The organism is Klebsiella sp. KTE92 (assembly GCF_000398905.1).
GTDB lineage: Bacteria > Pseudomonadota > Gammaproteobacteria > Enterobacterales > Enterobacteriaceae > Klebsiella > Klebsiella variicola.
The window spans coordinates 2,161,177-2,185,450 of sequence record NZ_KB976100.1 but is presented as its reverse complement, the minus strand read 5'-3'; the positions used below and the strand labels follow the sequence as shown (position 1 = coordinate 2,185,450).

32 protein-coding genes and 3 pseudogenes are annotated in these 24,274 nt (G+C 49.8%); 10 read left to right on the top strand and 25 right to left on the bottom strand.

Annotated features, from left to right (window positions below):
* Nucleotides 1-200: 200 nt before the first annotated feature.
* Nucleotides 201-1,247 (bottom strand): IS481 family transposase, encoded by a 1,047-nt coding sequence (locus A1WC_RS15035; RefSeq protein WP_016160806.1) that lies wholly within the window; start codon nt 1,245-1,247, stop codon nt 201-203.
* Between the two features lie 156 nt (nt 1,248-1,403).
* Here A1WC_RS15035 and A1WC_RS26110 point away from each other — a divergent pair, with 156 nt between their 5' ends.
* Complete coding sequence (locus A1WC_RS26110; protein WP_223372401.1) at nt 1,404-1,877, top strand: ECs1072 family phage-associated protein; 474 nt, start codon at nt 1,404-1,406, stop codon at nt 1,875-1,877.
* Here the strand turns inward: A1WC_RS26110 and A1WC_RS0125090 are convergent.
* The 23 genes and pseudogenes from A1WC_RS0125090 to A1WC_RS15115 all read right to left on the bottom strand — a co-directional run bounded on the left by A1WC_RS0125090 (nt 1,783) and on the right by A1WC_RS15115 (nt 15,333).
* Nucleotides 1,783-2,040: a hypothetical protein gene (locus tag A1WC_RS0125090; RefSeq protein WP_031281242.1), complete on the bottom strand. Its 258-nt coding sequence runs from the start codon at nt 2,038-2,040 to the stop codon at nt 1,783-1,785. The genes A1WC_RS26110 and A1WC_RS0125090 overlap by 95 nt on opposite strands.
* A gap of 153 nt (nt 2,041-2,193) precedes the next feature.
* Nucleotides 2,194-2,976, bottom strand: a complete 783-nt coding sequence (locus A1WC_RS15040; protein ID WP_016160804.1) for an antitermination protein — start codon at nt 2,974-2,976, stop codon at nt 2,194-2,196.
* Nucleotides 2,973-3,341, bottom strand: a complete 369-nt coding sequence (locus A1WC_RS15045) for a RusA family crossover junction endodeoxyribonuclease (RefSeq protein WP_016160803.1) — start codon at nt 3,339-3,341, stop codon at nt 2,973-2,975. The genes A1WC_RS15040 and A1WC_RS15045 overlap by 4 nt, the downstream gene beginning before the upstream one ends.
* On the bottom strand, nt 3,338-3,634 hold the full coding sequence (locus tag A1WC_RS0125085; RefSeq protein WP_004892208.1) for a DUF1364 domain-containing protein: 297 nt from the start codon (nt 3,632-3,634) through the stop codon (nt 3,338-3,340). The genes A1WC_RS15045 and A1WC_RS0125085 overlap by 4 nt, the downstream gene beginning before the upstream one ends.
* A gap of 2 nt (nt 3,635-3,636) precedes the next feature.
* Nucleotides 3,637-3,843 (bottom strand): hypothetical protein, encoded by a 207-nt coding sequence (locus A1WC_RS28270; RefSeq protein ID WP_022631484.1) that lies wholly within the window; start codon nt 3,841-3,843, stop codon nt 3,637-3,639.
* Entirely contained in the window at nt 3,843-4,442 is a 600-nt protein-coding gene (locus A1WC_RS15050) for a DUF1367 family protein (RefSeq protein ID WP_016160801.1), read from the bottom strand. The genes A1WC_RS28270 and A1WC_RS15050 overlap by 1 nt, the downstream gene beginning before the upstream one ends.
* A gap of 57 nt (nt 4,443-4,499) precedes the next feature.
* Nucleotides 4,500-4,691, bottom strand: a complete 192-nt coding sequence (locus A1WC_RS15055; protein ID WP_225986339.1) for a hypothetical protein — start codon at nt 4,689-4,691, stop codon at nt 4,500-4,502.
* 108 nt (nt 4,692-4,799) lie between these two features.
* Nucleotides 4,800-5,033, bottom strand: coding sequence for a DinI family protein (locus A1WC_RS15060; RefSeq protein WP_016160799.1), 234 nt, complete (start codon nt 5,031-5,033; stop codon nt 4,800-4,802).
* Nucleotides 5,034-5,293: 260 nt separating this feature from the next.
* Nucleotides 5,294-5,614: a hypothetical protein gene (locus tag A1WC_RS0125080; protein ID WP_032691169.1), complete on the bottom strand. Its 321-nt coding sequence runs from the start codon at nt 5,612-5,614 to the stop codon at nt 5,294-5,296.
* A 678-nt stretch (nt 5,615-6,292) separates the two neighbouring features.
* Nucleotides 6,293-6,548, bottom strand: a pseudogene (locus A1WC_RS0125070) (DNA polymerase III subunit theta).
* 2 nt (nt 6,549-6,550) lie between these two features.
* Nucleotides 6,551-6,799, bottom strand: a complete 249-nt coding sequence (locus A1WC_RS15065) for a hypothetical protein (protein WP_016160798.1) — start codon at nt 6,797-6,799, stop codon at nt 6,551-6,553.
* Nucleotides 6,800-7,474: 675 nt separating this feature from the next.
* Entirely contained in the window at nt 7,475-8,377 is a 903-nt protein-coding gene (locus tag A1WC_RS15070) for a hypothetical protein (protein ID WP_016160797.1), read from the bottom strand.
* A 23-nt stretch (nt 8,378-8,400) separates the two neighbouring features.
* Nucleotides 8,401-9,003 carry a hypothetical protein gene (locus A1WC_RS15075; protein WP_016160796.1) on the bottom strand — a complete coding sequence of 201 codons (603 nt, stop codon included), beginning with the start codon at nt 9,001-9,003 and terminating at the stop codon, nt 8,401-8,403.
* A 9-nt stretch (nt 9,004-9,012) separates the two neighbouring features.
* Nucleotides 9,013-9,774, bottom strand: a complete 762-nt coding sequence (locus tag A1WC_RS15080; RefSeq protein WP_016160795.1) for a TIGR04255 family protein — start codon at nt 9,772-9,774, stop codon at nt 9,013-9,015.
* Between the two features lie 33 nt (nt 9,775-9,807).
* Nucleotides 9,808-10,084, bottom strand: a pseudogene (locus A1WC_RS0125065) (hypothetical protein).
* Complete coding sequence (locus tag A1WC_RS26100) at nt 10,084-10,632, bottom strand: ead/Ea22-like family protein (protein ID WP_016160793.1); 549 nt, start codon at nt 10,630-10,632, stop codon at nt 10,084-10,086. The pseudogene A1WC_RS0125065 and the gene A1WC_RS26100 overlap by 1 nt, the downstream one beginning before the upstream one ends.
* Nucleotides 10,629-11,459: a DNA adenine methylase gene (locus tag A1WC_RS15085; protein WP_016160792.1), complete on the bottom strand. Its 831-nt coding sequence runs from the start codon at nt 11,457-11,459 to the stop codon at nt 10,629-10,631. The genes A1WC_RS26100 and A1WC_RS15085 overlap by 4 nt, the downstream gene beginning before the upstream one ends.
* The gene (locus tag A1WC_RS15090) at nt 11,456-12,241 is read right to left on the bottom strand and encodes a ParB/RepB/Spo0J family partition protein (RefSeq protein ID WP_016160791.1); all 786 of its coding nucleotides are present in this window, start codon (nt 12,239-12,241) and stop codon (nt 11,456-11,458) included. The genes A1WC_RS15085 and A1WC_RS15090 overlap by 4 nt, the downstream gene beginning before the upstream one ends.
* Entirely contained in the window at nt 12,234-12,569 is a 336-nt protein-coding gene (locus A1WC_RS15095) for a DUF977 family protein (RefSeq protein ID WP_016160790.1), read from the bottom strand. Before A1WC_RS15095 ends, A1WC_RS15090 begins: the two co-directional genes overlap by 8 nt.
* On the bottom strand, nt 12,562-13,305 hold the full coding sequence (locus A1WC_RS15100; RefSeq protein ID WP_016160789.1) for a replication protein P: 744 nt from the start codon (nt 13,303-13,305) through the stop codon (nt 12,562-12,564). Before A1WC_RS15100 ends, A1WC_RS15095 begins: the two co-directional genes overlap by 8 nt.
* Entirely contained in the window at nt 13,302-14,219 is a 918-nt protein-coding gene (locus A1WC_RS15105; RefSeq protein ID WP_032691167.1) for a replication protein, read from the bottom strand. Before A1WC_RS15105 ends, A1WC_RS15100 begins: the two co-directional genes overlap by 4 nt.
* A gap of 344 nt (nt 14,220-14,563) precedes the next feature.
* On the bottom strand, nt 14,564-15,100 hold the full coding sequence (locus A1WC_RS15110; protein WP_016160786.1) for a toxin YdaT domain-containing protein: 537 nt from the start codon (nt 15,098-15,100) through the stop codon (nt 14,564-14,566).
* A 2-nt stretch (nt 15,101-15,102) separates the two neighbouring features.
* On the bottom strand, nt 15,103-15,333 hold the full coding sequence (locus tag A1WC_RS15115; RefSeq protein WP_016160785.1) for a transcriptional regulator: 231 nt from the start codon (nt 15,331-15,333) through the stop codon (nt 15,103-15,105).
* Between the two features lie 113 nt (nt 15,334-15,446).
* Between A1WC_RS15115 and A1WC_RS15120 the strand changes: the two genes are divergently transcribed.
* The 9 genes and pseudogenes from A1WC_RS15120 (at nt 15,447) to A1WC_RS26090 (ending at nt 22,786) form a co-directional block, all read left to right on the top strand.
* Nucleotides 15,447-16,034, top strand: coding sequence for a helix-turn-helix domain-containing protein (locus A1WC_RS15120; RefSeq protein WP_228262270.1), 588 nt, complete (start codon nt 15,447-15,449; stop codon nt 16,032-16,034).
* Nucleotides 16,035-16,426: 392 nt separating this feature from the next.
* Nucleotides 16,427-16,618 (top strand): YebW family protein, encoded by a 192-nt coding sequence (locus A1WC_RS15125; RefSeq protein ID WP_016160783.1) that lies wholly within the window; start codon nt 16,427-16,429, stop codon nt 16,616-16,618.
* An 8-nt stretch (nt 16,619-16,626) separates the two neighbouring features.
* A complete protein-coding gene (locus A1WC_RS26095; RefSeq protein WP_016160782.1) occupies nt 16,627-16,782 on the top strand; it encodes a YdaE family protein in 156 nt (51 codons plus the stop codon).
* 137 nt (nt 16,783-16,919) lie between these two features.
* Nucleotides 16,920-20,156, top strand: coding sequence for a RecE family exodeoxyribonuclease (locus tag A1WC_RS15130; protein WP_016160781.1), 3,237 nt, complete (start codon nt 16,920-16,922; stop codon nt 20,154-20,156).
* A gap of 12 nt (nt 20,157-20,168) precedes the next feature.
* Complete coding sequence (locus A1WC_RS15135; protein ID WP_016160780.1) at nt 20,169-21,257, top strand: RecT family recombinase; 1,089 nt, start codon at nt 20,169-20,171, stop codon at nt 21,255-21,257.
* A gap of 34 nt (nt 21,258-21,291) precedes the next feature.
* Nucleotides 21,292-21,630 carry a hypothetical protein gene (locus A1WC_RS15140; RefSeq protein WP_004190719.1) on the top strand — a complete coding sequence of 113 codons (339 nt, stop codon included), beginning with the start codon at nt 21,292-21,294 and terminating at the stop codon, nt 21,628-21,630.
* Nucleotides 21,623-22,090 (top strand): annotated as a pseudogene (locus A1WC_RS15145) (DUF550 domain-containing protein); the annotation flags it as partial. The gene A1WC_RS15140 and the pseudogene A1WC_RS15145, both read left to right, overlap by 8 nt.
* A gap of 140 nt (nt 22,091-22,230) precedes the next feature.
* Complete coding sequence (locus tag A1WC_RS15150) at nt 22,231-22,539, top strand: hypothetical protein (RefSeq protein ID WP_016160778.1); 309 nt, start codon at nt 22,231-22,233, stop codon at nt 22,537-22,539.
* Between the two features lie 7 nt (nt 22,540-22,546).
* The gene (locus tag A1WC_RS26090) at nt 22,547-22,786 is read left to right on the top strand and encodes a DUF4060 family protein (RefSeq protein ID WP_071599447.1); all 240 of its coding nucleotides are present in this window, start codon (nt 22,547-22,549) and stop codon (nt 22,784-22,786) included.
* A 220-nt stretch (nt 22,787-23,006) separates the two neighbouring features.
* Here A1WC_RS26090 and A1WC_RS15155 read toward each other — a convergent pair whose 3' ends face one another.
* Nucleotides 23,007-24,224 (bottom strand): tyrosine-type recombinase/integrase, encoded by a 1,218-nt coding sequence (locus tag A1WC_RS15155; RefSeq protein WP_023300902.1) that lies wholly within the window; start codon nt 24,222-24,224, stop codon nt 23,007-23,009.
* Between the last annotated feature and the right edge of the window lie 50 nt (nt 24,225-24,274).

Genomic DNA, 24,274 nt, shown 5'->3' with positions numbered 1-24,274 from the left:
TTGCCCAAAGAAAAAGCCCACCGAAGTGGGCCTTACAGCTATCATCATTTTTTATTAGGTGTGGTGCCGGGTGCCTCCCGGTAAGTCGCCGCCAGTCCACAGACGACTCGCAATGCGCAAAAAAACATATCAGACTGGCAATGCCCCTCCGCATAGGGGGATTCACCACACCAGAAATTTAACATTCAGTCTTTCTGGTTTCAATACTCTGTATGGGTCCACCACATATTGCAATTTTTACTCTCACGTAAAATATAGTCTACTGGCGTCATTAGTTCGAGTGATTTATGTGGCCTTTTGCTGTTATACAGCACCAGATATTCAGCCATTCTTTGATTAAACAAATTCAGGTCTTCAAAAAGCAACAATTCATTGAATTCAATAAATTGTTCTCTAAGTGTCCGGTTAAATCGCTCACAGGTCGCATTCATTTTCGGTGTGTACGGATAGGTCCAGATGTGTTTAATCGAGGCTTCCTGCAACGTTTTATCAAAGTTTCCAAGGAATTCCTTACCGTTGTCAGTGACAACCTGTTTGATAGCAACAGGAAAGAGCTTTGTGGCCTTGCTGAAGAAATGGCTGGTGATATCGCTGTTGAGTGAAGGAACTGCCAGGGCGAGCGCGTAGTCGCTGTGCTCGTCGATCATGGTAATGATATAGCGGCGCAGATCCCCCATTCTGAGTTCAATCGCGTCCATCCCTATGAGTTCGCCTGTTTTTACCGGGCGGTACTGTTTCGGCCTTCTGGGCTTCACTGAGCGTTTTTTTATCAACCTGACTTTGCCTCTGGCACTTAGGCGTACGGGGACCATCCGCATTTTATCGTGAGCTCCGGCAATGATCCTTCCAATGGTTGACGTGCTGGGACAGGTAAAATGCCGCAGTTCACACCATGCCTTCAGCCTGACAAAAATCTGCTCTTTGCCGAGATTGGGTAGTTCAGTTCTCAGGCGCCTGATTTCCTTGAGCACATCAGGGTGCCAGTGCCTTGAACGGCGAATCAGCGGGGCTTTGCTTCTTGGAATAAGCGCTTGAGGACCACCGGTGCGAAGCAACTGGCGCCACCAGTAGAGCGTTCGTGTTGATACGCCAAATGCATCAGCTGCGGCACGGATACCATGCTGATCCCAGAAGTTCAGGGCTTTCATTCTTAACTTCGCAATCTCAGGCATAAGGGAGTGTTTCATCGCATAAGCAGTTGCTCGGTAATACCCAAAATAGCCTACTCCGACATGTTGCATCAACATCAGGTAACCCCCCTTATTAACCCTGAGGTATTTGCAATATCTGTGTGAACTTACACATACTCTGCTTGTCTGAGGTATCGGCTCACCATAACCGCCCAGCCTGATGTTATCAGCGTGTAGCGGCTTGTTTTTCTCTTTGATAAAATTGATTCGCAAATGATTAAAACATCAACTGGTGAAAATATGAGTAAGTACTCAGACCTTTTACAGGTAATCAAGTCCCGGGTTTGTCAAAATAACAACTTCCCCCAAACATTACTGGCAGACTCACACAGTTACAGAGCCAGGCAGGTTTGGTATCGAATAGGACAAATATTCACTCTTGAATGTATTCTCGATGAGTACAGGAAACATTTTTCATCGGATTATTATTATCTTGATAACGATAAGGCTCTTCATCACCTTATCTTCGAAATGACCAAGTGGAAACCTGAAGAGATTAGAAGACTCTCGCTAAACGACTGTCTCTTTATCATTGCCAGTCAACTAAAGCCCAGTTATATGTCAGAAGATGCTGCCGCTGTCCTGGCGTCACTCAATCTGCCGACTGGCCACTATCCTGTTGAGGATTTTCCACAAGAGGACTGGGATCCCAGGGAAAACTCAGTATTCCTTCAAAGCTACCAGTAGCGACTCGCCCAATCTCCGCAGAGATCTGACTCAGCCGCTCCTCAAGAGCGGCTTTTTCTGCTATCAGACGGTTGAAGTGGGCAAGATAGATTTTCTGTTGCCCAAGCCAGTCTTCAAGCTGTTGAGTGGTCATGCCCGGATTAAAAAAATATGGCTGCTGCATCGCTTCCCCCAGAAAAGCAAAACCCCGCCGGTTGGCAGGGTTCAGAATCAGTTTCATTTGGATGTACGTATCCATGATTAGAAGAATACAGGACAATTTTATGCAAAGTCAACTCTATCGTGCAAAAATTTGCCGCCATCTGTTTCGATCACATCAATAAATGGTCGCCTTCTCAAATTCAGCCGCTGCCTGTCTCTCTCCTTTGTGAAGCATATCCACCAGCCCTTCATAGAACGGCTTCCAGTTGCGTGACCACGAAGACTGATGGAGTTCCGGGAGACGCTTCAGAATGGCGCGGTGTACCGTCGCAGAGGGTACAACAGAGAAGCCATTACCAGAGCAGCGTTCACATGTTTTGAAAACCGGTGCGCCAAGTTCTTTGGTCGCTTTGCGATCTAAGACCTCCCCTTTACCACTACACCTGCATCGCGCATGGATCACTTTCTTTCCTCCGCAGACTCCACAGACCCTTTTCACCAGTTCATTTCTAATCTTTGGGGCCTTCACTTCGACACCGTCAGCATCGAAAATACCGGGGTGCTTAATTACATCTTCATGGCGGGAAATAAAGCCGGTACCGCTGCAGCTTTGACACGTTGCTCTGGTGGCCGCCGAACGTGAGTATTCCGCAAAGGCAAATTGCGCCAGCGTCAACATGCAGGCGCCGAGCTTGTCACCAGCGGCTTTGCGGACATTTTTAGGAGCGTTTTTGATGGCAAACTGCGCCAGCGCCTGAATTGCAAGCTGTTCGTCCGTTTTGCTGATACCAGCCTTTCCGAGGAAAGCGGCAAGGCCGAAGCGCGCACGACTGCTGGTGGTACCGATGGCCGCCATAACATCTGTTCCGGTCAGTCGATTCGGCGATGTGCTTTTCACGTCGTCGCTGATATGCATCCCCTGCGGGCTGAAATGCTTTAACGATGCTTCCAGTTTCATGCGGCCACTTCTCCGATATCAGAAATTAAAATTTGTCCGGATTCACCCCAGACTTTTGTTACACGAAAGTCCCAGATATGTGCGTCATCAGTAAACAGAGCATCCATCAGCGCTTTGATCATGTTATCGGCGTCTGGTTTCTGCTGGTGTGCCTGTCCGTTCATCGTTACTCGCTTCTTCTGGCTCCAGCTCTTTGGCATGGGAACCACGAAGGTTATGTGTCCGCCCTGCTCCGGCATAGCAACGTTCTTCAGACGGACCTCATCGCAGAATGCCCGGTAGCGCATTACCGCCGGACGCTGCTTCCAGTTATCAGCTCTGGTCATCCTGGGTTTGCCGATGGGCGTGATATCGTAGATTTTCATGATTTAATGAGTCCCTCTTTCCGCCAGATTTCCAGGGTGCGCATTACCCCCTCCGCGTGCATCAGGCGCAATTCGTCGTAGGTGAAATCGGTGGTTTTAGTTCTGCCGTCGATTACGTCATGGCACCCGTTGCAGGCGATCGCCGCCTGAGTATCGTCAGGCTTGCATCCTGTGCCGCACGTACCCGCCAGGCGGTAATGCGCCAACACGCTGGTTTCCGGGTTGCCGTTGCAGTAACCAGGGATCCGCACTGTACATTCGCGACCTCGGGCCGCTTTGCGAAGGTTCGCCATACTCACCCCCACATCCTGTTGCGCCAGCGAGAGTCTGGCCGAGGCGGATTTTTGTCCTTCACCAGCTGCGCGCTGACGGTCCATGTCATAAAGTCAGGGTTTAAGCTTCGTTCGACCTTTACGCCCCGCTGACGATATCTCGCTACCAATTCGTCGGCCTGCTGCGTTGTGCATTCGAGATGGTGAAACCATGAGTGTTTCATCGGCATCACCCCGCGAAGCTTAAAAGCTGGTTGGCGGCGTTCTCAGCTTCCTGCAGGCTGTTGAATGAACGAGAGAGGATCCACCGCCAGAGAACATCCAGCGATGCTTTGTACAGTTCCTGGAACTCGCATTCGTCCATGCTTGCGAAAGAAATGCTGCGAGGGTGTTTTTTCAGCGTGCCGTCCGGCAGCTGTATGGCGTCATAGTGGCCGGCTTCAACGATGACCCACGCCCGGTAAGCATCGAAGGATTTGCAAATACTGATATAGCCGGATCGCTTCTCAGCTATCCGGTCGAGATATTGCCCGGCGGCATCAAGCAACGCCGATTCACTCCCGCCATATGCAGCAAGGTATTTGGCGTAACCTGTGATAAGCCTGCGCTCGTTAGACGAAATCGCTCCGCCGGTAGGTTCCCAATAGTCAAAGCCGAGATTGAGTAAAGCAAAGTAACGGCGGTGAAACGCCGGATTGCGGACAAGCTTAAAGTCGGCCTCCAGAACGGCGCCGAGCTTGCATTTTGATTGCAAGAAATCGCTGGTCTCCTGTGTAGCAGGGATCAGTATTCCTTGGGTCTGTTTTATCAGGTGTAATTGTTGCGCCATCGGTTTCACTCCGCGGCGCTGATATGCTCCGTTGCCGTTGTTCAGGCGGCAGGTAAATTATCGCAGCTTACTCTCGGTTTCGTCAATGCAACCAGCATCATTAGCCAGTTCTTTAAACTCTTCAATAGTCAGCAAAAACTGGTTTTTTCTTACTTTTTCGAGCCCGGTTATTTTCCCTTCCTCACTCGAAATTAAAAACTTCCCGCCTTGCCTGATTATGTCCACCACTTCGGCGATATCCAGCTCCACTTCATCCCCCTGAGCGACATACAGACGCAAAAATATAGTCCGGCGACAGCATCAAAGGGACACGCTTATTGCGATGCTTTGGGAAAATGCCAGCCACCAAAAGGCGAATCAGTAAAACCAGTCGTCTGCGCTTTCCCACGTCTCTTGCAGGATTTGTTCTACACGCTTTTTATCGCCATCAGCTCCGCCCAGAACGCTAAGGCCATCGTTGCTTGTGCGTCGAATAGTTACTTTGCAGTCGTCATAGGACTGAGATAAGCGGCGTAGCAATTCTTGCTCGAGCGCAGGTACGGCGCCATCAGGGAGTTTTTTATGTTTATCAATTGTGACTTCTACTTTCATGGTTAGCACCTCACATGAATACTGTATAAATAAACAGTATACTGAGAGAGTGAAATGGTCAAGAGGTTAAGGGCTCTTTTTGCAAAGGCTATGAGTCTGTTTAACATGATGTTTTTCACTATTAAAAAACCCGCCGAAGCGGGCTTTATCATGCTGCAATGTCTTTTTTCAGGCTCATCTCCGGTAAGTTAGCTCTCACCAGCGCTTTAGCATGCAGCGGAGTTACCCACATGGTGGAGATTTGACGTTAAACGCACTCTTCAAGGTTTTACCAGACTGAATTTTATTGTCTCCCGATACACCCCTGGATGGCCTGGCACAAACTTACACTTTTTAATAGCAACCTCAGTTTCCCTGAAGAAAACCTCATCGCCCGTTATGTTTACTGAGTACACTTCGCCTTTATCATTAACCCACGCCGCATAATCGACACTCCCTTCAGTTCTCAATGCCTGAGCCTTCACTGGCATCACTGGCGCAGGACAACTTATACGCACAGGTGATATTTCTTTTTTATTATCAATAGCAAACACCACGTTTGATATAAGAGCAGCACTAACCAGAAGTAATAATTTTTTCATAAACGATACCAACTCTGTTTTCCTTGCGTCCAAAATTCACTAATGCGCATTTTGCATGCAACACCGTAGGTGTGTTCCGCTTAGGCACCGCCCCCTAGGGTATGGGGGGATTATAGTTTAAGCAACTGCTCACGTCCGACATGTCGCCGGCAAGTTTGCCCTCACTGATGTCTCTGCGAACGGCGGCGGGACGGGGTTTGTATAGCGTGAAAGCCACTTGCCTTTAGCGAGCATAACACTGCGCGGGAAACAGGTCCGATTATGTACCGCTGCGAGAGACCCCTGAGCCGCGTAGATTTTTACTTTCATCAGCAATAAAAAAGCCCTCTCCGAAGAGAAGGCTTTTCATTTTTTTGCTCGGAAAACAGAATTGACGACGCAGTAGACAAGACCACAGATATGGGGCATCGAGCATCCAGCGAAAATCTTTAGGACCTCATCGGATAGCTCAAGAAACCCAAGCCCCACACAGATAAATACCGCGTTCACTACAACAACTTGCACAATTATTAAAATCAGCAGTGTTATTGCATACAAGACTTTAATCCGAGCGTTCTTAACTTTGTGCGCCATGTGTCCCCACTTGGCGCCGGAAAAACGTGTCAGTTGCTCAGACTGACAAGGTAATTATCGCCCTTCCCGGGGAGAAAAGCAAAATGAGCATATACGAGAAAATCGCTATTTTTTGGCGTTCTGCTCAGCCATTTCCAGATAGCGCGGATCGGATGATCGGGGTAACTGGATGCTCTGCTCGCGGTAGTAGCATACGCTCCATGAAGTACTCCCGTAGGTGTTCAGGTTGCTCTCTCGCCACCATCTCAGCGACGACAGGTATGTTTAGACGCTCTTTAAAGGCGACGCCACTGGCGGCTAGGTCGACGTTGACCTTGTCCTGCTCGTCTTTCGATTTGGCTGCAATGTTGAATTTACTCATTATTAATCATCTACATACCGCACATCAAGAACCACATTCCCTTCCAGGTCCTTTCTCACAATATGAACATCTTCCTTAAATGGCGGCTTGGTTTGCTCGATAACAGTCACTGTGGCTGTGCCAATTTTGTTCTGATTCTCGTCCAAGACAATGTAACTTCGATCTATGCGGCTAACTAAATGCCCCCTCCTGACTGTGCCGTCGTCCAAAAGAGTGTAGCCAGCTTCAAGGTTCATTTTTTCTTTAAACATAAATCCCCCTCAGGTTATGAAGGGGATTATATATATCACTAACAGATTAGCTGCGCGGCTTTGCGTTCTGCGGGGGATTTAGGCAGCCTCCCTCCCCTGGCACATCTCGGGCAAGTTAGCTCTCACCAGCGCCTCAGCAAAAGGCGGAGGAACCGCATTACCACAACGCGCAACCTGCTTATCCTTCGCATACTTCACACCGCGGTAATCCTGGTCGATGATGTACCAGTCTGGAAATCCTAATGATTAATTCTGTTACAAAAAAACCCGCCGAAGCGGGTTTAATTTTCTCACGCTGCTTTCTTAGAAGAGCAGTTGCAAAGTGGAATAGGAAAAGGTCTCCCCTTCTTCGCGCGACGAACCACCCCATCTACACCACATACAGTGTAGCGAAAAATGATCTCGCAAGAACTTCCACATTTGCGACAGGTTCCCATAGCCATGGCTTCTGTTTCCCTGCATACCTGTAAACCCATACAGATTGCACTTTGTTGGGAGAACCACTACACTTCGCTCGTCAAAGAAGAGTGTCGCGGTTGGATTACCTCCATACTCACCGGAATGTGTTAGCGCACTTTCCGCCCTCGAAAGCCCTGTTAGCGCAGGGCTTTCAATTAAGTATTGACTATCCATTTTTACTACTTATTTATAACCACATCTTTCAGATAAAATTGGTTACTTAGGTTGCACAAAAGGAAATTGTAAATCAGCGGGTAACGTCACACTATCTACCTCCCCTGATTTATATGTCATAAATTCAAGCTGGTATCGCTTATATAACCGCTCTTCTTTACGAGTAAACTGATCCTCTGGTAGATCCGAAACAGTTTCAACCTCTACATTTTCAATGCCTTTAAGTATTTGACGTAATTGCTCCTTCAATTCATCTAATTTAGGTTTAATTTCCCTATTGAACTTTCTGTGTTCAGCTCCATTTTCTATGGCTGGTGTGACAATAAGTGCTGACACAGAGTAACATTCAGTTTTATCTATCTGTTTAAATGGGGTTATACGAAAAAACACACCCGCACATTTCTCAACAAGAGTTTCATCTGAGTAAAATCTTTCTAACAATTTCTTTTTACTCTTTAATCTCTCGTTCCATTCATCAGGGAAAACTGGCTGTCTGATTCGTTCAGTTAACCAATTTAACATTGTCTCAAGACCAAAAACTGGCCATTTGACTTCTAGATTGATTGATGACTTAAGAAAAACATCCCGTCTCATATTAATTATTGATAATGCATTAGTTTCAAAAAAAATCGGCTCTCCTTTAACCACTAAGGGGAAATGGTACTTCCGCGGGTTTTTGCAATATTTGAAATTGCCATCACCACCCATTTTTCTACATTTCCAACATACAACCAAATTTACCCAAGGCTCTTGAACAAAATCATCAGAAATCAATGCACAATCGTACAGAACAGGAACAAAATAGATGTCCTCGGCATCATATGACGCTATACACTTTTCGAGTTCTGAGGGTAAGTGTGCAAGTAAAAAGTCATTGCCTGACAAACTGACAAAAGCCCCTCTTTCCCAGCCAGCTTTTATAAAATCATTTCTACTTTGTTCCATTGTAAAACTCACCTAACTCAGTATCAAGAAAGAAGTTGTCTTTTGTAGAAACCGTCGATTTCAGTATAAAATTTTTCATATACAGAAATCATTGACTCAAACGAAAGCGGTTGAGTTGTGAAAGCCTGAGTAAACTCTTCCTTACGCCCCTTTCCAAAGGTCATTTTCGAAATGTATGGTGCATGACCATTATCAATTTCATCTGCGAATTTGCTGAGTGTATTCAAATTATCCAAAACCTTAGCATGAGGAGTAGATTCAGGATTATTTTCCCAGTTATAGAGAGTTTTCCTTTCAACACTGAGCACATTTGCCCATTGTGCTTTCTTGAAACCAAAATTCTTTTGCAAGTTAGAACTTAGAGCATGTATTTTAGACTTTTTATCATCAATTCCATCAGAAAAGAAAGTGGCATCGTTATTTTGAATCCCTTTAATTATTTGGCACTCAATTGCATGATGGTCAACTGAAGATGTAGCATCAGTATTGAAGGAAAAAGTTGCAGCAGCAAAGAATAACATGGTTTTAAAAATACCAATGCTACTCCATCCTGTTTTTTCTTCTGTTTCCATGTATGAGGTACGAGCATATCCCTCTGTATAATAATTGTAATCAACAAAGTCCATATTGCCTCCTTAAATCTTAACAATTTCACTATAAAACTTATTGGCACACTCTCTTAGTGAAGAAAATGTCTCGACAACTCTGTCAAGATCATACTTAAGCAGAGAATTACTTGGCTTATGAGAATCCATATCCAAATGAGCCCATACCCCATCGCTGGTTGTATTTACATGTGAAGGGTTTAATGTGGCAGCAAATTGTTCGATATCAGGAGGTAAAAGTGCGCCCTTCACAGTAATGCCACTATTAAGATTCATCCAGCCAGCATCTGTTTGATATCTAGCCGAAAGATTTGAGCCTGCCTGTTTATAGTTTTCAATTGCCGGTTGTAGAAATTCAGTTCTTTTATACACTTGCCTGAAAGAACGCTCGCCCTCAAGAGGGAATTTATTCAAAAATCTCATTCCCAAGAAGCCAGTATGATAAATTGGGAAAATCTCTGCTAAAATGCCAAGAATTTCCCTCATTCTGATTTCGAAACTCTGGAACCTATCGTAGCTATTTGTGTATAAGAACAAATCGTTAGTTGTTACTCTGATTCCCCAATCTCTCTCAGCAGAGACAAGCGTCAAAGTTGGTATCTCAATCTTTTTGACCTTCTGACCATCAGGGCCAAACTGAATCTCAAAAGTTTCAGCATCTTGCGCTGAGTGGAAAAACGGATACTCCGCCCGTAATCTTTCTTGAATAGTCTCTCCAACTTGAGCAAACTTCGATTGCGGGACTTCGCCAAACTGAACTCTAGACAATACGAATACAAGATCGTTACTCATTTTCCTTCCCTCGGGTTTCTCTTTATCTTATTTTTACACACTTTTCGAGTTGCTGCATAGTTTTTTACACACTTTTTTTGAGGTGTACGTAGTTCTTGCCAGCAAACGAGCAGCACCGATGATTGACGGTACCGGCATTTTTTCCAGCCACATCCTATTGATGTGGTGCGCCGGGAGTGTCCCGGCTTTTTTCAATCTGAGCGAAGACCATGCTGACTTCCGCTGGCCATACTGTTTCAGGCACATCCACCAGCAGTAGGCTTTCCAGTTCCTGTAGGCGTTTGCAGGCGTGTTCCAGTGAAGAGTCCATCACTCAGCCTCCATCTTGATGCCAGCGGAGGCAGCTGTACGCGCATAAACGATCACTCCGTCCTCGGGGCGTTTGCGCGGCAAAAAGATACCAGGGCGCGGCCACAACGCAATAAAGCGACATTCGCTGTTTTCAAGACGGTGAAATGCTTTCTCGCTCATCACACCTACCGGGCGAAGATGCTCCTGTTCGCGCTCCAGCTCGACGATACTCAGCTGCGCCTTCTCCAGCGCCTCTACCAGCGCGAGAACGTTGGCAGGGTTAGCCAGAGCGATAAATTCGGCATTACGCTGCGCCGTCTCATCCCATGCCACATGCCCCTCGCCGTCGTATTCCTCACTGATGCATGCGGAGTCACTGTTGAGTGAATCGAAGAGGGTTTGCCCGTCAGAGCCATAGATTGCGTATGAGGTGAATCCCTCCACACAGTCATCGCCAGACCCGTAGCATCCTTCGTTTTTAACGTCGTCGGCCCACCATTCGCCCGGAGTCGCTTTCTCTGCTGCCGCCTTCATACGCTGCGCCAGTTCGGTGATATCAGTTGTCATGCTGCACACTCCTGTTTCTGCTGTGCTGCCGGGTTAAGCCAGAGGCATTCAGTGCGTACTTTCGTACCTCTCCCTGCGCTGATGCGTGAGGTTTTCTCCGTTTTTACCCAGCCGGTCAGCATGTCGTTGTAGACCTCAGTGTCGTAACCGCTAATCATCACCATCCCCGCCATCGTTCTGGCCACAGCGAGTAATTGCTCATGCCCTTCAACGGTCATTTCATGCGCGTAGTAACGATTGCCTTGCACGCGAGTGTCCGGTACATATGGCGGATCGATGTAATGCAGGGTCGTTTCTGCGTCGTGGGCGCGCATTACCGCCAGAGCGTCTTTGTTTTCAATAATGACTCCCTGCAGACGCTGGCAGACAGCGCCGAGGTTGCTCGGGTAACGCTCCCAAAGATGTGCCGCCGTAGCGTATTTGCGTTTGCTGTCGCTGCGGAAACCGGATTGACCGCCGACACCTGCTGCAGAGCCGAACCCCATACAGGCACGAACCACCATGCGGCGGGCGCGTTCGATAGAATCTGTCGCTGGCTCCTGAGCATGACAGAACTCATCTCGTGAGTACGGGGTTAGGCAGCAGGCATCCTGCAGGCGCTGGTTTAATGCAGGGTCACGCAGTACACGAAACAGGTTAACTACCTCGCCGTCGAGGTCGTTGTACACCTCTGAATAGCTGCGCGGCTTCTGGAGTAATACGCCAGCAGCACCGCCGAACGGTTCGACATAACAGATATGCTCCGGCATCTGCTCGATAATCCACGGCGCCAGACGGAATTTACCGCCGTGGTATCGAATAGCCGGATGCTTGATTTGGTTGTTCATTCAGCCTCCCCAAGCACCCAGCGCAGTGCATGAGCGTATTCACCGCTGGCACCCTCTAGGGCTTTTGTGATTTCTTTGCGTGATTTGAGACGTGGCTTAGTTTCGCCAAGCACAGCTCGCTGACGCCTGGCTTTTTCATGGCCGGTTGTGCCAGCGGTCGCCTGCTCGATTTCCGCTACCTTTTCCCGCTGTTCTTCGGGTTTCAGTGATGCCAGTTGACGCGCCTGTGTAACCGTCACTGTGCCGGACTCTACAGCGTCTTTGACTGCCTGGGTGGCATCCAGCAGTGACAGAGTTGCGCGTACGGTCTGGACACTCACGCCAAACATCAGCGCTAAATCGTCCTCATCGTGCCCGCGCTCCAGCGCATCAGCCATTTTCTTTGCTCGGCCCAGTGGCGTATCTGCCTGGCGGATTTCGTTAGCACTTACCATCGCCTGCGCCATGCGAACAGCAGAGCCGCGTTTAGTAACTGCCGGGACCAGTAGCGATTCTTTGCCCTCTTTCGACAGACGCTTGTTAGCTTCCAGTGTATGGCGCACACGCTGGCGGCCATCAACCACGCAAGACAGCCCTGTCTCCGGGTCTTTCCAGACGATAATCGGCTCAAGAACGCCCTGGTCCATGATGTTCAGCACCATTGCCTCGCTGATAGGCAGGTGTACACGCTCATCGTAAAGTGGGTGGGTCTTATCGGTGACCAGGTGCAGGTTTTCAGGCTCGAAATTGAGCACGTTTGTTTTGCCGCTGGCACCGTATACATCGATTGAATTCTTAGCCATGAATAGCCTCCTGAACATCTAAAACTCGCTGAAAAACAGGACTGCCAAGCAGGCTGTAATTCATCCCAACAGCAACTTTCGGCACCAGGCCAAAACGCTTCATGTCAAAGTCGATGACGGCCCGCTGATCGCGGAAAAGCCCCAAACGACCATGCCGGACAACCTCTCCAGTCGCTTCTGCTTCGGAAAAATACCGCTGGACAGTAGCGCGGCTCAGCCCCAGTTTTTTCATTGCCTCGGCGGTCGTGAGTCGCCCCTGATGCCTGGTGATCCGAATCACTGCGCGGACGTACTCTCTGCGCTCAACTGCTGACAATGCTCTAGCCATGATTCCGCCCTCTGCCTAAACCGAATTTCGCGCGGATTTCAGCGATTTTGTTTAAGCCCTCTTCGTTGCTCAGCGGACGTCCGCCCAACTTTGGGATTTGCTTAACAGGCTCGGGGATAGCTTCACCGGTCTTGATGCGACGAACCATACGCAGCAGCTCGTCAGAGGCTTTACGGCGCAATTCGGAATCACTCAGTGCATTTGCGCGCATGTCGGTATACAGCCCCGTAACCAGCCAGTAGCAGGCTTTATGTTTCAGCGTTAACGGTTCGATTTCATGCTCAGGCCATGGGTAAGACTCAGCGTCTGGATACTGACCGCGAGTCCGGCAATACTGGTAAACCATATCAACCAGCTCACTCGCGTCTGGCAGGCCTACAGTTACCGCCTCCTCAGAACGACACCAGGCGACGAACTGCCCCGGCGACGGCATGAAGGGTTTTTCCTGTTTGCGGGCAACACGCATTCCGGCGTTAATCTGCTCCATCGCGCTGATCCCGTTCTCCTTGAACGCCAACAACCACTGGCGGCGCATCTCGTTGAGGTCTTCCGCCGATTTGTTGGCCAGCACCGGGAATACGGCGAGCAACTGGCGGAACAGCTCGTTGAAGATCTCCGCAGTCTTGGCCGCCTGGCGCTTTACCGCCTGCTGGTCTTGCATTTCAGGAAGCCCGGCAGCCACTCGCTGGAAGTTTTCCCGGTCGAAGTTATGCATGCTTTCTGCGATAGATTTCATACGAGTACCCCGTCGATCCAGTCGGTGTTGTCCAGCGCACTGGCGCCTGATTTGTTTTTTGATGGGCCATGGCTACGAAGTCGTTTTGTCGTGAGTTGATCCCACTGTTTGCGTAGTTTTGATGGGCAGAGAATGTTTTCTTGCCAGAAATCATTTTCATTCGCCCACTTGAACAGTTCGCAGATTTCATAGTGAGTGCGCTTGTCCTGCAGACGCATCAGGCGGATGGTGTTCGCCCATTCAACCCAGTTGGGCTCTGAGAGGGAGGCGTTCACGGTGAGGGCTTTATCGAAAATCCATCGCGCGGCTTTGAGGTCGTCAGCTGTTCCCCAGGATTTACCTGCAGGGGTATAAATCCCATCGGCAGCTTCTGGATGACGAGAGAGAAACTCATGAGTTTTCTTGTTTCGGGATTCTTCAGAATTCCGAGACGAAGATCTTTTAATATTGTTTTTGTTATAGTCTTGGGTGTCTACCGTTTTCGGGAAGGTTTTTCCCGATTCCGGGAAGGAAATTCCCGTTTTCGGGAAGAGTTTTCCCGTTTTCGGTTTGTCCAAAATCCAGGCGGATAGCTCAGTATTTATACCGACAGTTTTCATCACACCATGCTTGTGACTAAAAATAATTCCCCGTGCTGCGAGTAGCTTTATCGCATCTGAAACATGAGAATCACTCAACCCGGTTAACTCAGAAATGACGGTATTTGTCACCCGATCCTGTTTTTTGTTCCATCCGTAGGTAAGCCAGATAACAGCCTCAAGACACTGCCACTCGCGCCCGGACATACGCAGCCGCGGCTTGAGTTTCTGTATCTCATTGGCGATTCTGGTGTAGCCGTTGGACAGGTCGGCCATGCGACCTCCCGTTAGTTCAGTTTTGATTGGAAAATTGATAACTTCAGCGGTATTTGACATACTTCATCCCGTGAATTGACCCAATTAATTCACCCGAAAGCCGTTGGTGTTGCTGCACCGCGGCTTTCACCCTTTCAGAACAACCCAGCCTGTTTGCTACCTTTTCGCACCGCACGTTTAGCTGCACGGCGTTCAGTCGCGCTGGTCTGCTTCTCCGCCCATAAGCGGCCATGCTTGAGAGCATCATCGAAAATCGCCCCTTTTTTAGTTGCCTGTGACATTCGGTTGTATAAGTCCTCCGCATGCCTTGCCCCCCCCCTGAGCCACCGGAACAGAAAACCCCTCGCTCAGAAGTATTTTTTCAACCTGGTTACGAACGTAATCACCCCACCCCATACCACCTCCTACAGCGTGCACAGCATCGAGCTAACGAGTGTCATCAGCGTTCCTGTCTGCTCAGGCATCAGCCTGAATAGCGAAGCTATTCCCTCGCTTACCTCCTTCAGTTTCTGGTGCTCCGGCGCGTTCAGCATCACCGCCTGCTTGGCTTCAGCGCATTCCTTCATGGCCGAAGACAGGCGCGACAAAATATCGTCCTGAGGCATCAGGCGATGGCGGAATTCCAGCGGCAGAACGGCAATGATTGCCGGGGTAAGAAGGCGAACGTACTCGCGATAGCGCTCTGAATCGGCAGGGTTGTCCAGGTAGCGAAAAAGCTTCTGTCGGGCACGGCTGATATCATCAGGAAATGCGATCTCCTCGCCGCCCTGCTGTCGCCACTCATCGACGATGTGGGCCGACACAACGTCCTGCCCTTCAGCTGCTGCCCAGGCGCGAACGGCAGAGCGAATTACATCGTGATCTGCCTCTCTCAGATGATTACGCTTTATCAGAGCGCCGGTGTTGAATCCGGTATTTTGTTGAAAGGGAAGTGTTTGCATGGTTATACCCTCTGCTCCTGCGGTAAACCGTCGGAAGGGTTTGGGTACAAATCAGGGCGCAACTCGTGTGGTGTCACTCCGGTTGCTTTGAAGATAGTGAGAACGCGGCTTTGCGGTACCACGCCGTAATTTCTATGTTTCCAGTGACTAACCGTCATAGCTGAAACATCTAAACTTTCAGCCAGCTTGCTGGCATTCCCTGCAATGTTTATGGCTTTGTCGAGAGCTTTCATAGGTGACTCCTGTGAAGAAACACGATAATTAAACAGCAGGTTTAAATAACAGTCAAAGAAATTTCAACAGTTAGTTTATTTCGGGTGTTAAACGATTTGTTTATAATCTTGATATGAGAGAAAAAAACATCAAACCGCCAATGCTTTCTGACCGCCTTACCAAGGTGCTTAAAACTAGGAAGATGAGTAAGTCGGAACTAGCTAGAAGGGTTGGCGTGACTCCGCAAGCTGTGAATAACTGGTTCTCCAGAGGAGAACTGGGGAGAGAGTCTGCTCAGCAGATTGCGGACGTCCTTAAAATCTCAATCGACTGGCTTTTGAATGGTGACCCGAATGACATTTTGACTATTGAACAAGTCAGAATGAAAAGGCTAAAACAATATGTCGAGAACGGCTCGCTTAAGATTGAAGATGATCCATTCTTTGAAGAAATCCTTTCAGGAAAGAAACCAATCAATGACAATGCAGCAAGACGTATTGAACGCGATTTCAATCTCCCTTTCGGCTCTCTTGATTACGATCCAGAACGAGCACCATCTAATCTAGTTGGGGACTTATCTTCGACTGAGATCGAACTTGTACATCTTTTCCGCCAGATGCCAAAATCGGCGCAAAAGGAAATGCTGTTACTTTTTAACAGTAGAGTGAGTGAGTATTCGTCTCTTTTTAGAGAATTACTTGAACTGAAAGAGCAGAAGTAGACCCAGCCCCTAACGCAGAAGCAGAGACCGGCACTTGCCGGTTTTTTTGTGCCCACCAATCAAAATTAAACTACATGTTGAAAATAACCTTGACGTAATTTTAAACCTGTTGTTTAATTTGTTCATCAACAACGCGCTGCGTTGCTCCGATAAACGTTCCGCTGGCCACGTAATGGCTGAGGTTGAAATGAGTAAGCAGGGCATCAGAGCCATGGTCATTTCGGCAGTAATTGGGCTCTTCATCTGGATCGCGCTTTTCTGCGCACTGAGGGAGTTATTTACATGATTGATTTCGCACGCAAACCCGCTCGTCAGCAGGCTGTTCGTTTAAGTCCGCTGTCAGCTTTCATCCGCCGGGTGTGCTACATGCTCGCGCAAAAAGGAGACCCTTCATGAGCACGATGTTTGCCCTGGTTCTCACCGTCAGCATGCTGACGGGCGGTAATCAGGATGTCCTGCTCGGCGTTTACGACAGTGAGAATGACTGCAAGGCAGCTGCAGAAGAACAACACGTGACAGCCGAATGTTATCCACTGAAAGGTGTACTGGACGAGCATCCGGCCGGGTTCACGGTGCAAATGTAGGGGGAAGAATGCAGAAGAAATGCGGTTACTGCCGCAAAGCAATCGAGGGAAAACCAGTGGTAAGCACCCTGTTGTACCTCCAGGGGAACCAGCTCGCACGGAAAGAAAAAGAGTATTGCTCAGAACGTTGCGCCTCTCACGACCAGATGGCGCACGAGAGCTAACGTAAACCCGCCGAAGCGGGCTGTACGTCCGGTGCCACCGACCAAAGTTACACCGGAAATTACCAAAACCAATGACCACCCTGAATGGGCGCTACCAATGGCCCGGGGGATTCTACATCCAAAATAGAGGCTATCACATGGAATATTTTTATCTGATAAAAGCGACTCAAAAATCGGGTAAAGCTGATGCCGTAATCTGGCGCACTAATAAATCAGAAGCTCGCGCCCTTCTGCAACTGGACGTCGATCTTGAAGACGCCGGGATCGAAACAGGCCGCGGCAAAGACTATCAAAAACCAATTCGTACCGATTTCCCGGTATTCAATGACCTACCGGCGGAAGGTGTTCTCGATTACTCATGGTGCGAACGCTACCAGCTCGGCGACGATGGTCGCACCTGGGCTCTGAAGCCAGGTCAGGGACCTGCGGATCATCACATCGATGATACCGGAGCCGTTAGTGGCGAGCTGGTTGATGCCAATGCTACTGGCGACGTGGCACAAGGCGAGACCGTGGAAACTTTCGGTAGCGATGAATACCAGGACGATTCGAGCGCGCTTTTTAACGTGGCCGAACTCCCCTTTCGCGCTCAGCTGCTGGCGCAGTATATGGCCGAAGAACGTCACGTTTATCATATCAGCATGCCTCACCGGCAGGAGCTGTCAGTTCTTGAAATGGACACTGATAACGCAGCCGTCCAGGATCTGATTCTGGCCGCCGAGAATGTCCCTGAAATCAAAAAATACGACATGCCGGCGCTCTGGAAATTCACCAGCGCCAATAAAAAAGTCTTCCCGGAAGGGAAACGGCATGAACTCGGTAAGCGTATCCAGTTTGCAAAGCTGTGGTTCGCCACGAACGCGATCGACCGCGGCATTCTCACCAGGGAATGGGCTGCCGGTAACTGCATTTCTTCAGTTATGAAAACTGATGCAGGTACGAATGCTGGCGGCGGTAATAAAACCGATCGCAATCCTGACTACACCCATACCCTCGATACGCTCGATGTTGAAATAGCCCTGGCCACAATGCCGATGGATTTCGATATCTACAATTTCCCGGCATCTATTCACCGCCGGGCCAAAGAGATCGTCCAGAAGAAAGAAAGTCCGTTCAAGGAATGGTCTGCAGCGCTGCGCAAGGTTGCAGGCATCCTGGATTATTCCCGCGCAGCGATTTTTGCCCTTATCCGTGGCGCCACCAGCGATGTTCACCATTTCCCGGTAAGTCTGCAGACCTATATCAATGCGAACCTGACGGAGCATAAGCATGACGCCCCTTCTGCTGAAACGCTTGAGAAAGCTGGTCATGTTTCATCTGCCGCCGTCACTCTGGACGCTGTGAAAAAGGCTATCGATGGAGATGAAGGTGTGCCTGACCTGGAAACTCTCCCAACTGACTTTCAGGTAATTGGCACCGAACTGGTGAAAGAAGCTCAAAAGAAACGCCCTGACGCTAATCAGGTTCTGGCCGCCGAACGTGGCGAATATGTCGAAGGCATCAGTGCCCCCACGGATCCGAAGTGGATAACCGAAGACCTGACCAAACCCAAACAGCCTGAAGTTTCAAACATGGGCAATGGTGTTTTTTCGATTGATGGTCTGATGGATAGCCAGCCAGCACCAGCACTTTCTATCGTGGACCAGGCGCGCCAGCGCGCTGCAGAAGAAAAATTACATCCAGCTAATTCCGGGGGAACCACCAGCGATGTGCAGATGGAAACGGCTCAGCCGGTCGAAGACGAAAATGATAATGCGGTATCAGCAGGCGAAGGCGCTGATGAGCCTCCTGCGCAAACAATTGCCGTGAACATGAGCAAAATACTGGCTGAACGCTGCCCGGATCTTACCGCCGAAGTGCTGAAAAGCCAGGTTTCAGAGAGTGCTCATAGCGATGAAGAGGAAGAGGCTGAACAAGCAGCGCCAGCATGGCCGGAGTATTTCGAGCCTGGTCGATATGAAGGCGTGCCAAATGAGGTCTACCACGCCGCTAACGGCATCAGCTCAACGATGGTTAAAGATGCCCGGGTATCGCTGATGTATTTCGAGGCGCGCCACGTATCCAAAACCATCCAGAAGGTGCGCTCTCCTGTTCTGGATATGGGCAATCTGGTGCATGCACTGGCGCTGCAGCCTGATCAACTGGAAAAAGAATTCAGTATCGAGCCGGAAATCCCGGAAGGCGCCTTCACCACGACTGCGACGATCCGCGCGTTTATCGACGAATACAACAATGGGCTTCCGCCGCTGTTGAGTGCTGACGACATCAAGGCGCTGCTGGAGGCGCACAACGCCAGCCTGATCGCCCCCCTCAGCACCGATGAGATCAAAGCACTCATTGAAGAACACAACGCTAGTCTGCCAGCGCAGACCGCTCTGGGGAACGATATCAACGAAACAGGACAGAGCTACATGTCTCTGCCAGTTGATTTCCAGCGCATTGAAGAAGGCCAGAAACAGACCGCATCTGCAATGAAAGCCTGTATCAAGGAGTTTAACGCCACCCTGCCGCCACAGCTCAAAACCAGTGGCAGCCGGGAAACGCTGATGGAAACTCTGGCAATCATTAATCCGGATCTGGTTGCTCAGGAAATGCAGAAGCCCTCACCAGTTAAAACCAGCGGAAGTCGTGATGCCATGCTGGAGCAACTGGCGATTATCAATCCTGACATGGTTGCTCAGGAAGCGCAGAAGTCGCAGCCCCTGAAAGTCTCTGGCACAAAGGCCGATCTGATTCAGGCCGTGAAATCGGTAAAACCGGATGCCGTGTTTGCCGACGAGCTGCTGGATGCATGGCGCGAGAACCCGGAAGGAAAAGTGCTGGTTACCCGCCAGCAGCTGGCTACGGCACTGGCCATTCAGAAAGCACTGTTGAATCACCCGACCGCCGGCAAGTTGTTGACGCACCCGAGCCGTGCCGTCGAGGTGAGTTATTTCGGCATTGATGAGGAAACCGGGCTGGAAGTTCGTGTGCGTCCTGACCTTGAGATAGACATGGGCGGCCTGCGCATCGGTGCGGACCTGAAAACCATCAGCATGTGGAACATCAAGCAGGAAGGCCTGCGCGCGAAGCTGCACCGGGAAATCATCGAGCGCGATTACCACCTGAGCGCGGCTATGTACTGCGAAACCGCAGCCCTTGACCAGTTCTTCTGGATATTCGTCAACAAAGACGAGAACTACCACTGGATCGCTATCATCGAGGCATCCGAAGAACTGCTGGAACTCGGCATGCTGGAATACCGCAAAGCTATGCGCGCGATCGCGAACGGTTTCGACACTGGCGAATGGCCGGCGCCGATTACCGAAGACTACACCGAAGAACTTAACGATTTTGATATGCGCCGTCTCGAAGCTCTGCGCGTACAGGCATAAGGGGGAATAACAATGTCCAATTTAGTCGCAACTACTGAAAACCAGACCCAGAAGATCGACAACGTTTCTATCCTGACGAACGGTGAATTGTTCAACCGCCTGCGCACGCTCTCGGAAGTAATGGCCAATAGTGGAAACTTCGTGCCTGAGCATTATCGCGGGAAACCAGATGCGTGTATGGCTGTAGTGATGCAGGCAGCGCGTTGGGGTATGGATCCGTTTGCAGTGGCACAGAAAACCTTCATCGTGGGTAACTCAGGTGTGCTTGGCTATGAGGCACAACTGGTGAATGCGGTAATTAACACCATGGCTCCAACCAAAGACCGGATCCATTTTGAATGGTTTGGTGCATGGGAAAATATCGTTGGCCGCTTCATTAAAAAAACCAGCGGCAAAGGTAACGACTACATCGTACCGGGCTGGGATTTGCAAGATGAAGCTGGCGTGGGCGTCCGCGCCTGGGCAACGCTTAAAGGAGAATCAGAACCTCGCGAGCTTGTGCTGATGCTTTCGCAGGCACAAGTCCGCAACTCTACACTGTGGGCGAGCGACCCCCGTCAGCAACTGGCCTATCTCGCCGTTAAACGTTGGGCGCGACTGTACTGCCCGGATGTGATCCTCGGGGTCTATACCGCCGATGAAATTGACGAACGCGAAGAAAGGGTTATCAACCCGGCGCAGACAGAAAAGGTCACGCTGAATGAGATAAAACACTCCTTTGGCGATTCCACCAGCACGCATGAGCCTGCATCTAACGTTGACTCTGTTGCTCACGAACTCCGAGAGCGGATTGATACAGCTGACTCAGTGGACCAGGCCAAAGCCATTCGTGTAGACATCGAATCACAGAAAGCTCTGCTGGGTACTGCTTTGTATACCGAACTGAAGAGTAAGGCGGTGAAACGCTACTACCTTGTTGATGCGAAGAACAAAGTTGAGGCCGCCATAAATTCACTTCCTAACCCGGGGGATCCGGAAGCCGAAGCGTTATTCGCGAAGGCAGAAAGCACCCTGGCCTCATCGCGCCGCCACCTCGGTGATGAACTGTATGACCAGTTCCGCATCACCCTGGACGACATGAAACCGGAATACGTGGGCTAAGGGAGGCGGGAGGGTTCGCCCTCCCGGTAACGATATGAGCAAATCACTGAATGCACGATGCATACGTCGCTGGGAAGTGGAATTCAAACCTTTCTGCGATTCAAAAGTTAACCCCTACTGGCGTAAACGCGATCTGCGCGGGTATATCCGCGAAGCTGCACTCACCACCGCTTACTGCATGGTTGAACGAATGGCTGAAGATAACGCCCGAGCTGATTTTGGTATCAAGGGTTGGTCGTCGGATTTCTCAGCCTGGTACGACGAACGTCGGGAGCACTATCGCAAAGACGCAAAGCTCATTCTTGATACGTTTGCCTGCAACGAAGCTATTGATGAAGAAATTCAGAACGAGCTGGAGGCCTGGAATGACTGATATCGCCACCTTCACTAATGAGCAATTAATCGCCGTGTGCCGTGCTGACGTGGCGGAAATGTCGAAGTTTTTAAAAGAGGGTGAATTCAGCAATCCGTCCCGCGCAGCCATGTATTTGCGTATTACTGAAATCGCATTGGCTGCGCTGATGGGGGAGTTCTCATTTGCTCGCAACCAGGTACGCCGCGAGCACGCCGAGTGGTCACAGTCCACCTTCGGGAATGTCGGCCCGATCGGCCCACTGAAGCACCTACGAAGAGAAGTGCTGGAAACCATCGCTAAGCCGCATGATCTGATCGAGTGGGCTGATATGCAATTCCTGTTGTGGGATGCGCAACGCCGTGCCGGTATCACTGACGAGCAGATTACCCAGGCGATGATCGATAAGCTCGCGGTAAATAAGGCGCGCCAGTGGCCCGAGCCAAAGGACGGGGAACCTCGGATGCATTTACGAAGCGAAGACGAATCACTCAACGCCAGGCGCCGCCGTAATCGTGAATCTAATGCGCGCGCTCGCGAACGTGAAACGCCCGCACAACGCAAAGCCAGACTGGAGAAAAACAGATTGAGAATGGCTCTTCGTCGTAAGGGAGGTGCCAAATGAGCCTGAAACACCGCCTTCCCGAACTGGAAGCCAGCATCGACCCGGCAGCATTGCGCGCAGCCGCCGACGAATATTCGGATCTGCTTCTGACTTTGTGCTTGTGCATGAAGATGGCCGGCCCCACCCGGGCTAACGTGCGCGCCTGCGCCACCGAGCTTAAAAAGCGCCTGACTACCTGGCACAGCCATAAAGAGCTCAATGCAATTCTGTCCAGTTGGGATCCCGTAGGCTATGTTCTCGGCCTCCGCCGGGAAGCGAACGACAACGCGCGCGCAGCTGGCGATCCAGTTGATGTTTTTGTGTGAGGTGAATATGCGACTGATTAACCGAAGCAAGCAATCACCGCTGGGCCGCCAGGCGTGCGATGCGGCACTGGCAAAACACGTTGAGCTTTATGGAGCCTACGGGCTACAGAAAACGAAAAGAACTTATACGGTGGTGGTTCAAGGCTCAAAGATCACTGTAGAAGTTGTTAACAGAAAAAGTAGCTATGTGGCCACAGCCATGAGCTGCGCGCGCCGGCTACACCATCTGCCTGGACAATGTAACTAAGGGGTTTTTATGACAAATACATCTCATAAATCAGATGAAATTTTGATAACCGATGACGTTCTGTCCAGATACAAAATATCGCGCAGCACACTCTATTTCTGGAGCACCCCATCCCGGATGCCCTCTTACTTTGCTCAGCCATTCCCGCAGCCTAAAATAAATGGCAGCCCTAAAAGGTGGAGACTTTCAGACCTGCTGGCCTGGGAAGATAACGTGGGGATCAAACCAGAGGCTGACCAACCAGCTTCTCAAGGTGATCCTGCCAAACAGCAAGCCAGTGACGCTGATCATCCAGATAATCATGCAGGTTATAACGTGCCATGACACCTGCCATATGATGGCCAAGCAGTTTTTCCACAACATGTGGCGGCGCACCTAATTCAGAAAGGCGTGTCGCCACTGTTCGTCTGAGGTCATGGAGAGACCAGGGCTTCATGCCTGTTTTAGCTATAATCTGAGCAGAAAACAGAGCGACGTTTGGTTGTAGTGGCGGTCTGTCATCTTCTGGCCCCCTGTAACGTGACAGTGTCACAACATGTTTTGAAACTGACGTTTCCTTCTCTGCTAACATCATTCTTACTACTGCCTCGGGAAGTGCCCTTCTGACCGATTTCCCGGTTTTATAATCGCTTGCCGGAATGGTCCACGTTTGCTCATGGAAATCAAACCACTCCCATCTTGCTGTTCTGATCTCTGTACTCCGGCAGCCAGTCATGATGAGAAACTTCATTATCAGTTGTTGTCGGTACTTCATTTCAGGAAGGATGTTCCAAACTGTTTTGATTTCCTCATCACTCAACCTGCGATCTTTTACGGATGCTGTGAGACCTACGTCAGAGCGCCTAAGGCTCTCAATCGGGTTCACATTAATTACCCCTCGATTGGAGCAGAAACGGAACGTACGCTGCATCAGCCCCAGCATCTGACCAGTGACAACTCTTCGCCCCATGCCATCAAAAAGGTTAAGCCAGTGTGCTTTAGTGGTCTGATCAACAATCATGTTCCCCAGCACAGGCGCTATATGGTTATTGAAGTCCCGCCGGTTAACCTTGATTTTCACAAGACCTTCAGGGATGCAGTAATACTTTTCCCAGTAATCGAAAGCCTCTTTAACGGTGAGTGCTTCGACTTTTTTCTGTTTCTCCAGAACTGTTTGCCGTCTCGGATCGAGTCCTTCTGTCAACCAGGCCCTGAACTGCTGCCTACGTTCGCGAGCTTGAGATAAGGAGGTGGTGGGATAATCGCCAATCGTTAGCTGAGCGGCTTTCCCGTTCCATCTGTAGCGGTAAAAGAATGTTATACTGCCGGAAGTAGACAACCGGACATTCAGACCATGAGCGTCCGATATGACCTCGATCTGGTCTCTCTTTTTGCCAAGAGCTTTTCTTAATTTTGTGTCGGTAAGCAATGTGTACACTCCGGAAGATGATATACACATCAGTGTACACATTTTGGTTAAATTGATAACCTTCAAATCAATGCAGAACA

Excerpts from the sequence above, each read along its gene's own strand:
- A1WC_RS15140 (WP_004190719.1), top strand. The coding sequence starts at position 21,292 with ATGAGCAAATCACTGAATGCACGATGCATACGTCGCTGGGAAGTGGAA.
- A1WC_RS26100 (WP_016160793.1), bottom strand. The coding sequence starts at position 10,632 with ATGACAACTGATATCACCGAACTGGCGCAGCGTATGAAGGCGGCAGCA.
- A1WC_RS15045 (WP_016160803.1), bottom strand. The coding sequence starts at position 3,341 with ATGAAAATCTACGATATCACGCCCATCGGCAAACCCAGGATGACCAGA.
- A1WC_RS15105 (WP_032691167.1), bottom strand. The coding sequence starts at position 14,219 with ATGTCAAATACCGCTGAAGTTATCAATTTTCCAATCAAAACTGAACTA.
- A1WC_RS0125085 (WP_004892208.1), bottom strand. The coding sequence starts at position 3,634 with ATGGCGAACCTTCGCAAAGCGGCCCGAGGTCGCGAATGTACAGTGCGG.
- A1WC_RS15125 (WP_016160783.1), top strand. The coding sequence starts at position 16,427 with ATGAGCACGATGTTTGCCCTGGTTCTCACCGTCAGCATGCTGACGGGC.
- A1WC_RS26090 (WP_071599447.1), top strand. The coding sequence starts at position 22,547 with ATGCGACTGATTAACCGAAGCAAGCAATCACCGCTGGGCCGCCAGGCG.
- A1WC_RS15150 (WP_016160778.1), top strand. The coding sequence starts at position 22,231 with ATGAGCCTGAAACACCGCCTTCCCGAACTGGAAGCCAGCATCGACCCG.
- A1WC_RS26095 (WP_016160782.1), top strand. The coding sequence starts at position 16,627 with ATGCAGAAGAAATGCGGTTACTGCCGCAAAGCAATCGAGGGAAAACCA.
- A1WC_RS0125080 (WP_032691169.1), bottom strand. The coding sequence starts at position 5,614 with ATGAAAAAATTATTACTTCTGGTTAGTGCTGCTCTTATATCAAACGTG.
- A1WC_RS15080 (WP_016160795.1), bottom strand. The coding sequence starts at position 9,774 with ATGAGTAACGATCTTGTATTCGTATTGTCTAGAGTTCAGTTTGGCGAA.
- A1WC_RS15135 (WP_016160780.1), top strand. The coding sequence starts at position 20,169 with ATGTCCAATTTAGTCGCAACTACTGAAAACCAGACCCAGAAGATCGAC.
- A1WC_RS0125090 (WP_031281242.1), bottom strand. The coding sequence starts at position 2,040 with ATGCAGCAGCCATATTTTTTTAATCCGGGCATGACCACTCAACAGCTT.
- A1WC_RS15065 (WP_016160798.1), bottom strand. The coding sequence starts at position 6,799 with ATGTTTAAAGAAAAAATGAACCTTGAAGCTGGCTACACTCTTTTGGAC.
- A1WC_RS15060 (WP_016160799.1), bottom strand. The coding sequence starts at position 5,033 with ATGAAAGTAGAAGTCACAATTGATAAACATAAAAAACTCCCTGATGGC.
- A1WC_RS15100 (WP_016160789.1), bottom strand. The coding sequence starts at position 13,305 with ATGAAATCTATCGCAGAAAGCATGCATAACTTCGACCGGGAAAACTTC.
- A1WC_RS15050 (WP_016160801.1), bottom strand. The coding sequence starts at position 4,442 with ATGGCGCAACAATTACACCTGATAAAACAGACCCAAGGAATACTGATC.
- A1WC_RS15120 (WP_228262270.1), top strand. The coding sequence starts at position 15,447 with ATGAGAGAAAAAAACATCAAACCGCCAATGCTTTCTGACCGCCTTACC.
- A1WC_RS15075 (WP_016160796.1), bottom strand. The coding sequence starts at position 9,003 with ATGGACTTTGTTGATTACAATTATTATACAGAGGGATATGCTCGTACC.
- A1WC_RS15095 (WP_016160790.1), bottom strand. The coding sequence starts at position 12,569 with ATGGCTAGAGCATTGTCAGCAGTTGAGCGCAGAGAGTACGTCCGCGCA.
- A1WC_RS15070 (WP_016160797.1), bottom strand. The coding sequence starts at position 8,377 with ATGGAACAAAGTAGAAATGATTTTATAAAAGCTGGCTGGGAAAGAGGG.
- A1WC_RS28270 (WP_022631484.1), bottom strand. The coding sequence starts at position 3,843 with ATGCCGATGAAACACTCATGGTTTCACCATCTCGAATGCACAACGCAG.
- A1WC_RS15110 (WP_016160786.1), bottom strand. The coding sequence starts at position 15,100 with ATGCAAACACTTCCCTTTCAACAAAATACCGGATTCAACACCGGCGCT.
- A1WC_RS15115 (WP_016160785.1), bottom strand. The coding sequence starts at position 15,333 with ATGAAAGCTCTCGACAAAGCCATAAACATTGCAGGGAATGCCAGCAAG.
- A1WC_RS15155 (WP_023300902.1), bottom strand. The coding sequence starts at position 24,224 with ATGTGTATATCATCTTCCGGAGTGTACACATTGCTTACCGACACAAAA.
- A1WC_RS26110 (WP_223372401.1), top strand. The coding sequence starts at position 1,404 with ATGATTAAAACATCAACTGGTGAAAATATGAGTAAGTACTCAGACCTT.
- A1WC_RS15035 (WP_016160806.1), bottom strand. The coding sequence starts at position 1,247 with ATGTTGATGCAACATGTCGGAGTAGGCTATTTTGGGTATTACCGAGCA.
- A1WC_RS15130 (WP_016160781.1), top strand. The coding sequence starts at position 16,920 with ATGGAATATTTTTATCTGATAAAAGCGACTCAAAAATCGGGTAAAGCT.
- A1WC_RS15090 (WP_016160791.1), bottom strand. The coding sequence starts at position 12,241 with ATGGCTAAGAATTCAATCGATGTATACGGTGCCAGCGGCAAAACAAAC.
- A1WC_RS15085 (WP_016160792.1), bottom strand. The coding sequence starts at position 11,459 with ATGAACAACCAAATCAAGCATCCGGCTATTCGATACCACGGCGGTAAA.
- A1WC_RS15040 (WP_016160804.1), bottom strand. The coding sequence starts at position 2,976 with ATGAAACTGGAAGCATCGTTAAAGCATTTCAGCCCGCAGGGGATGCAT.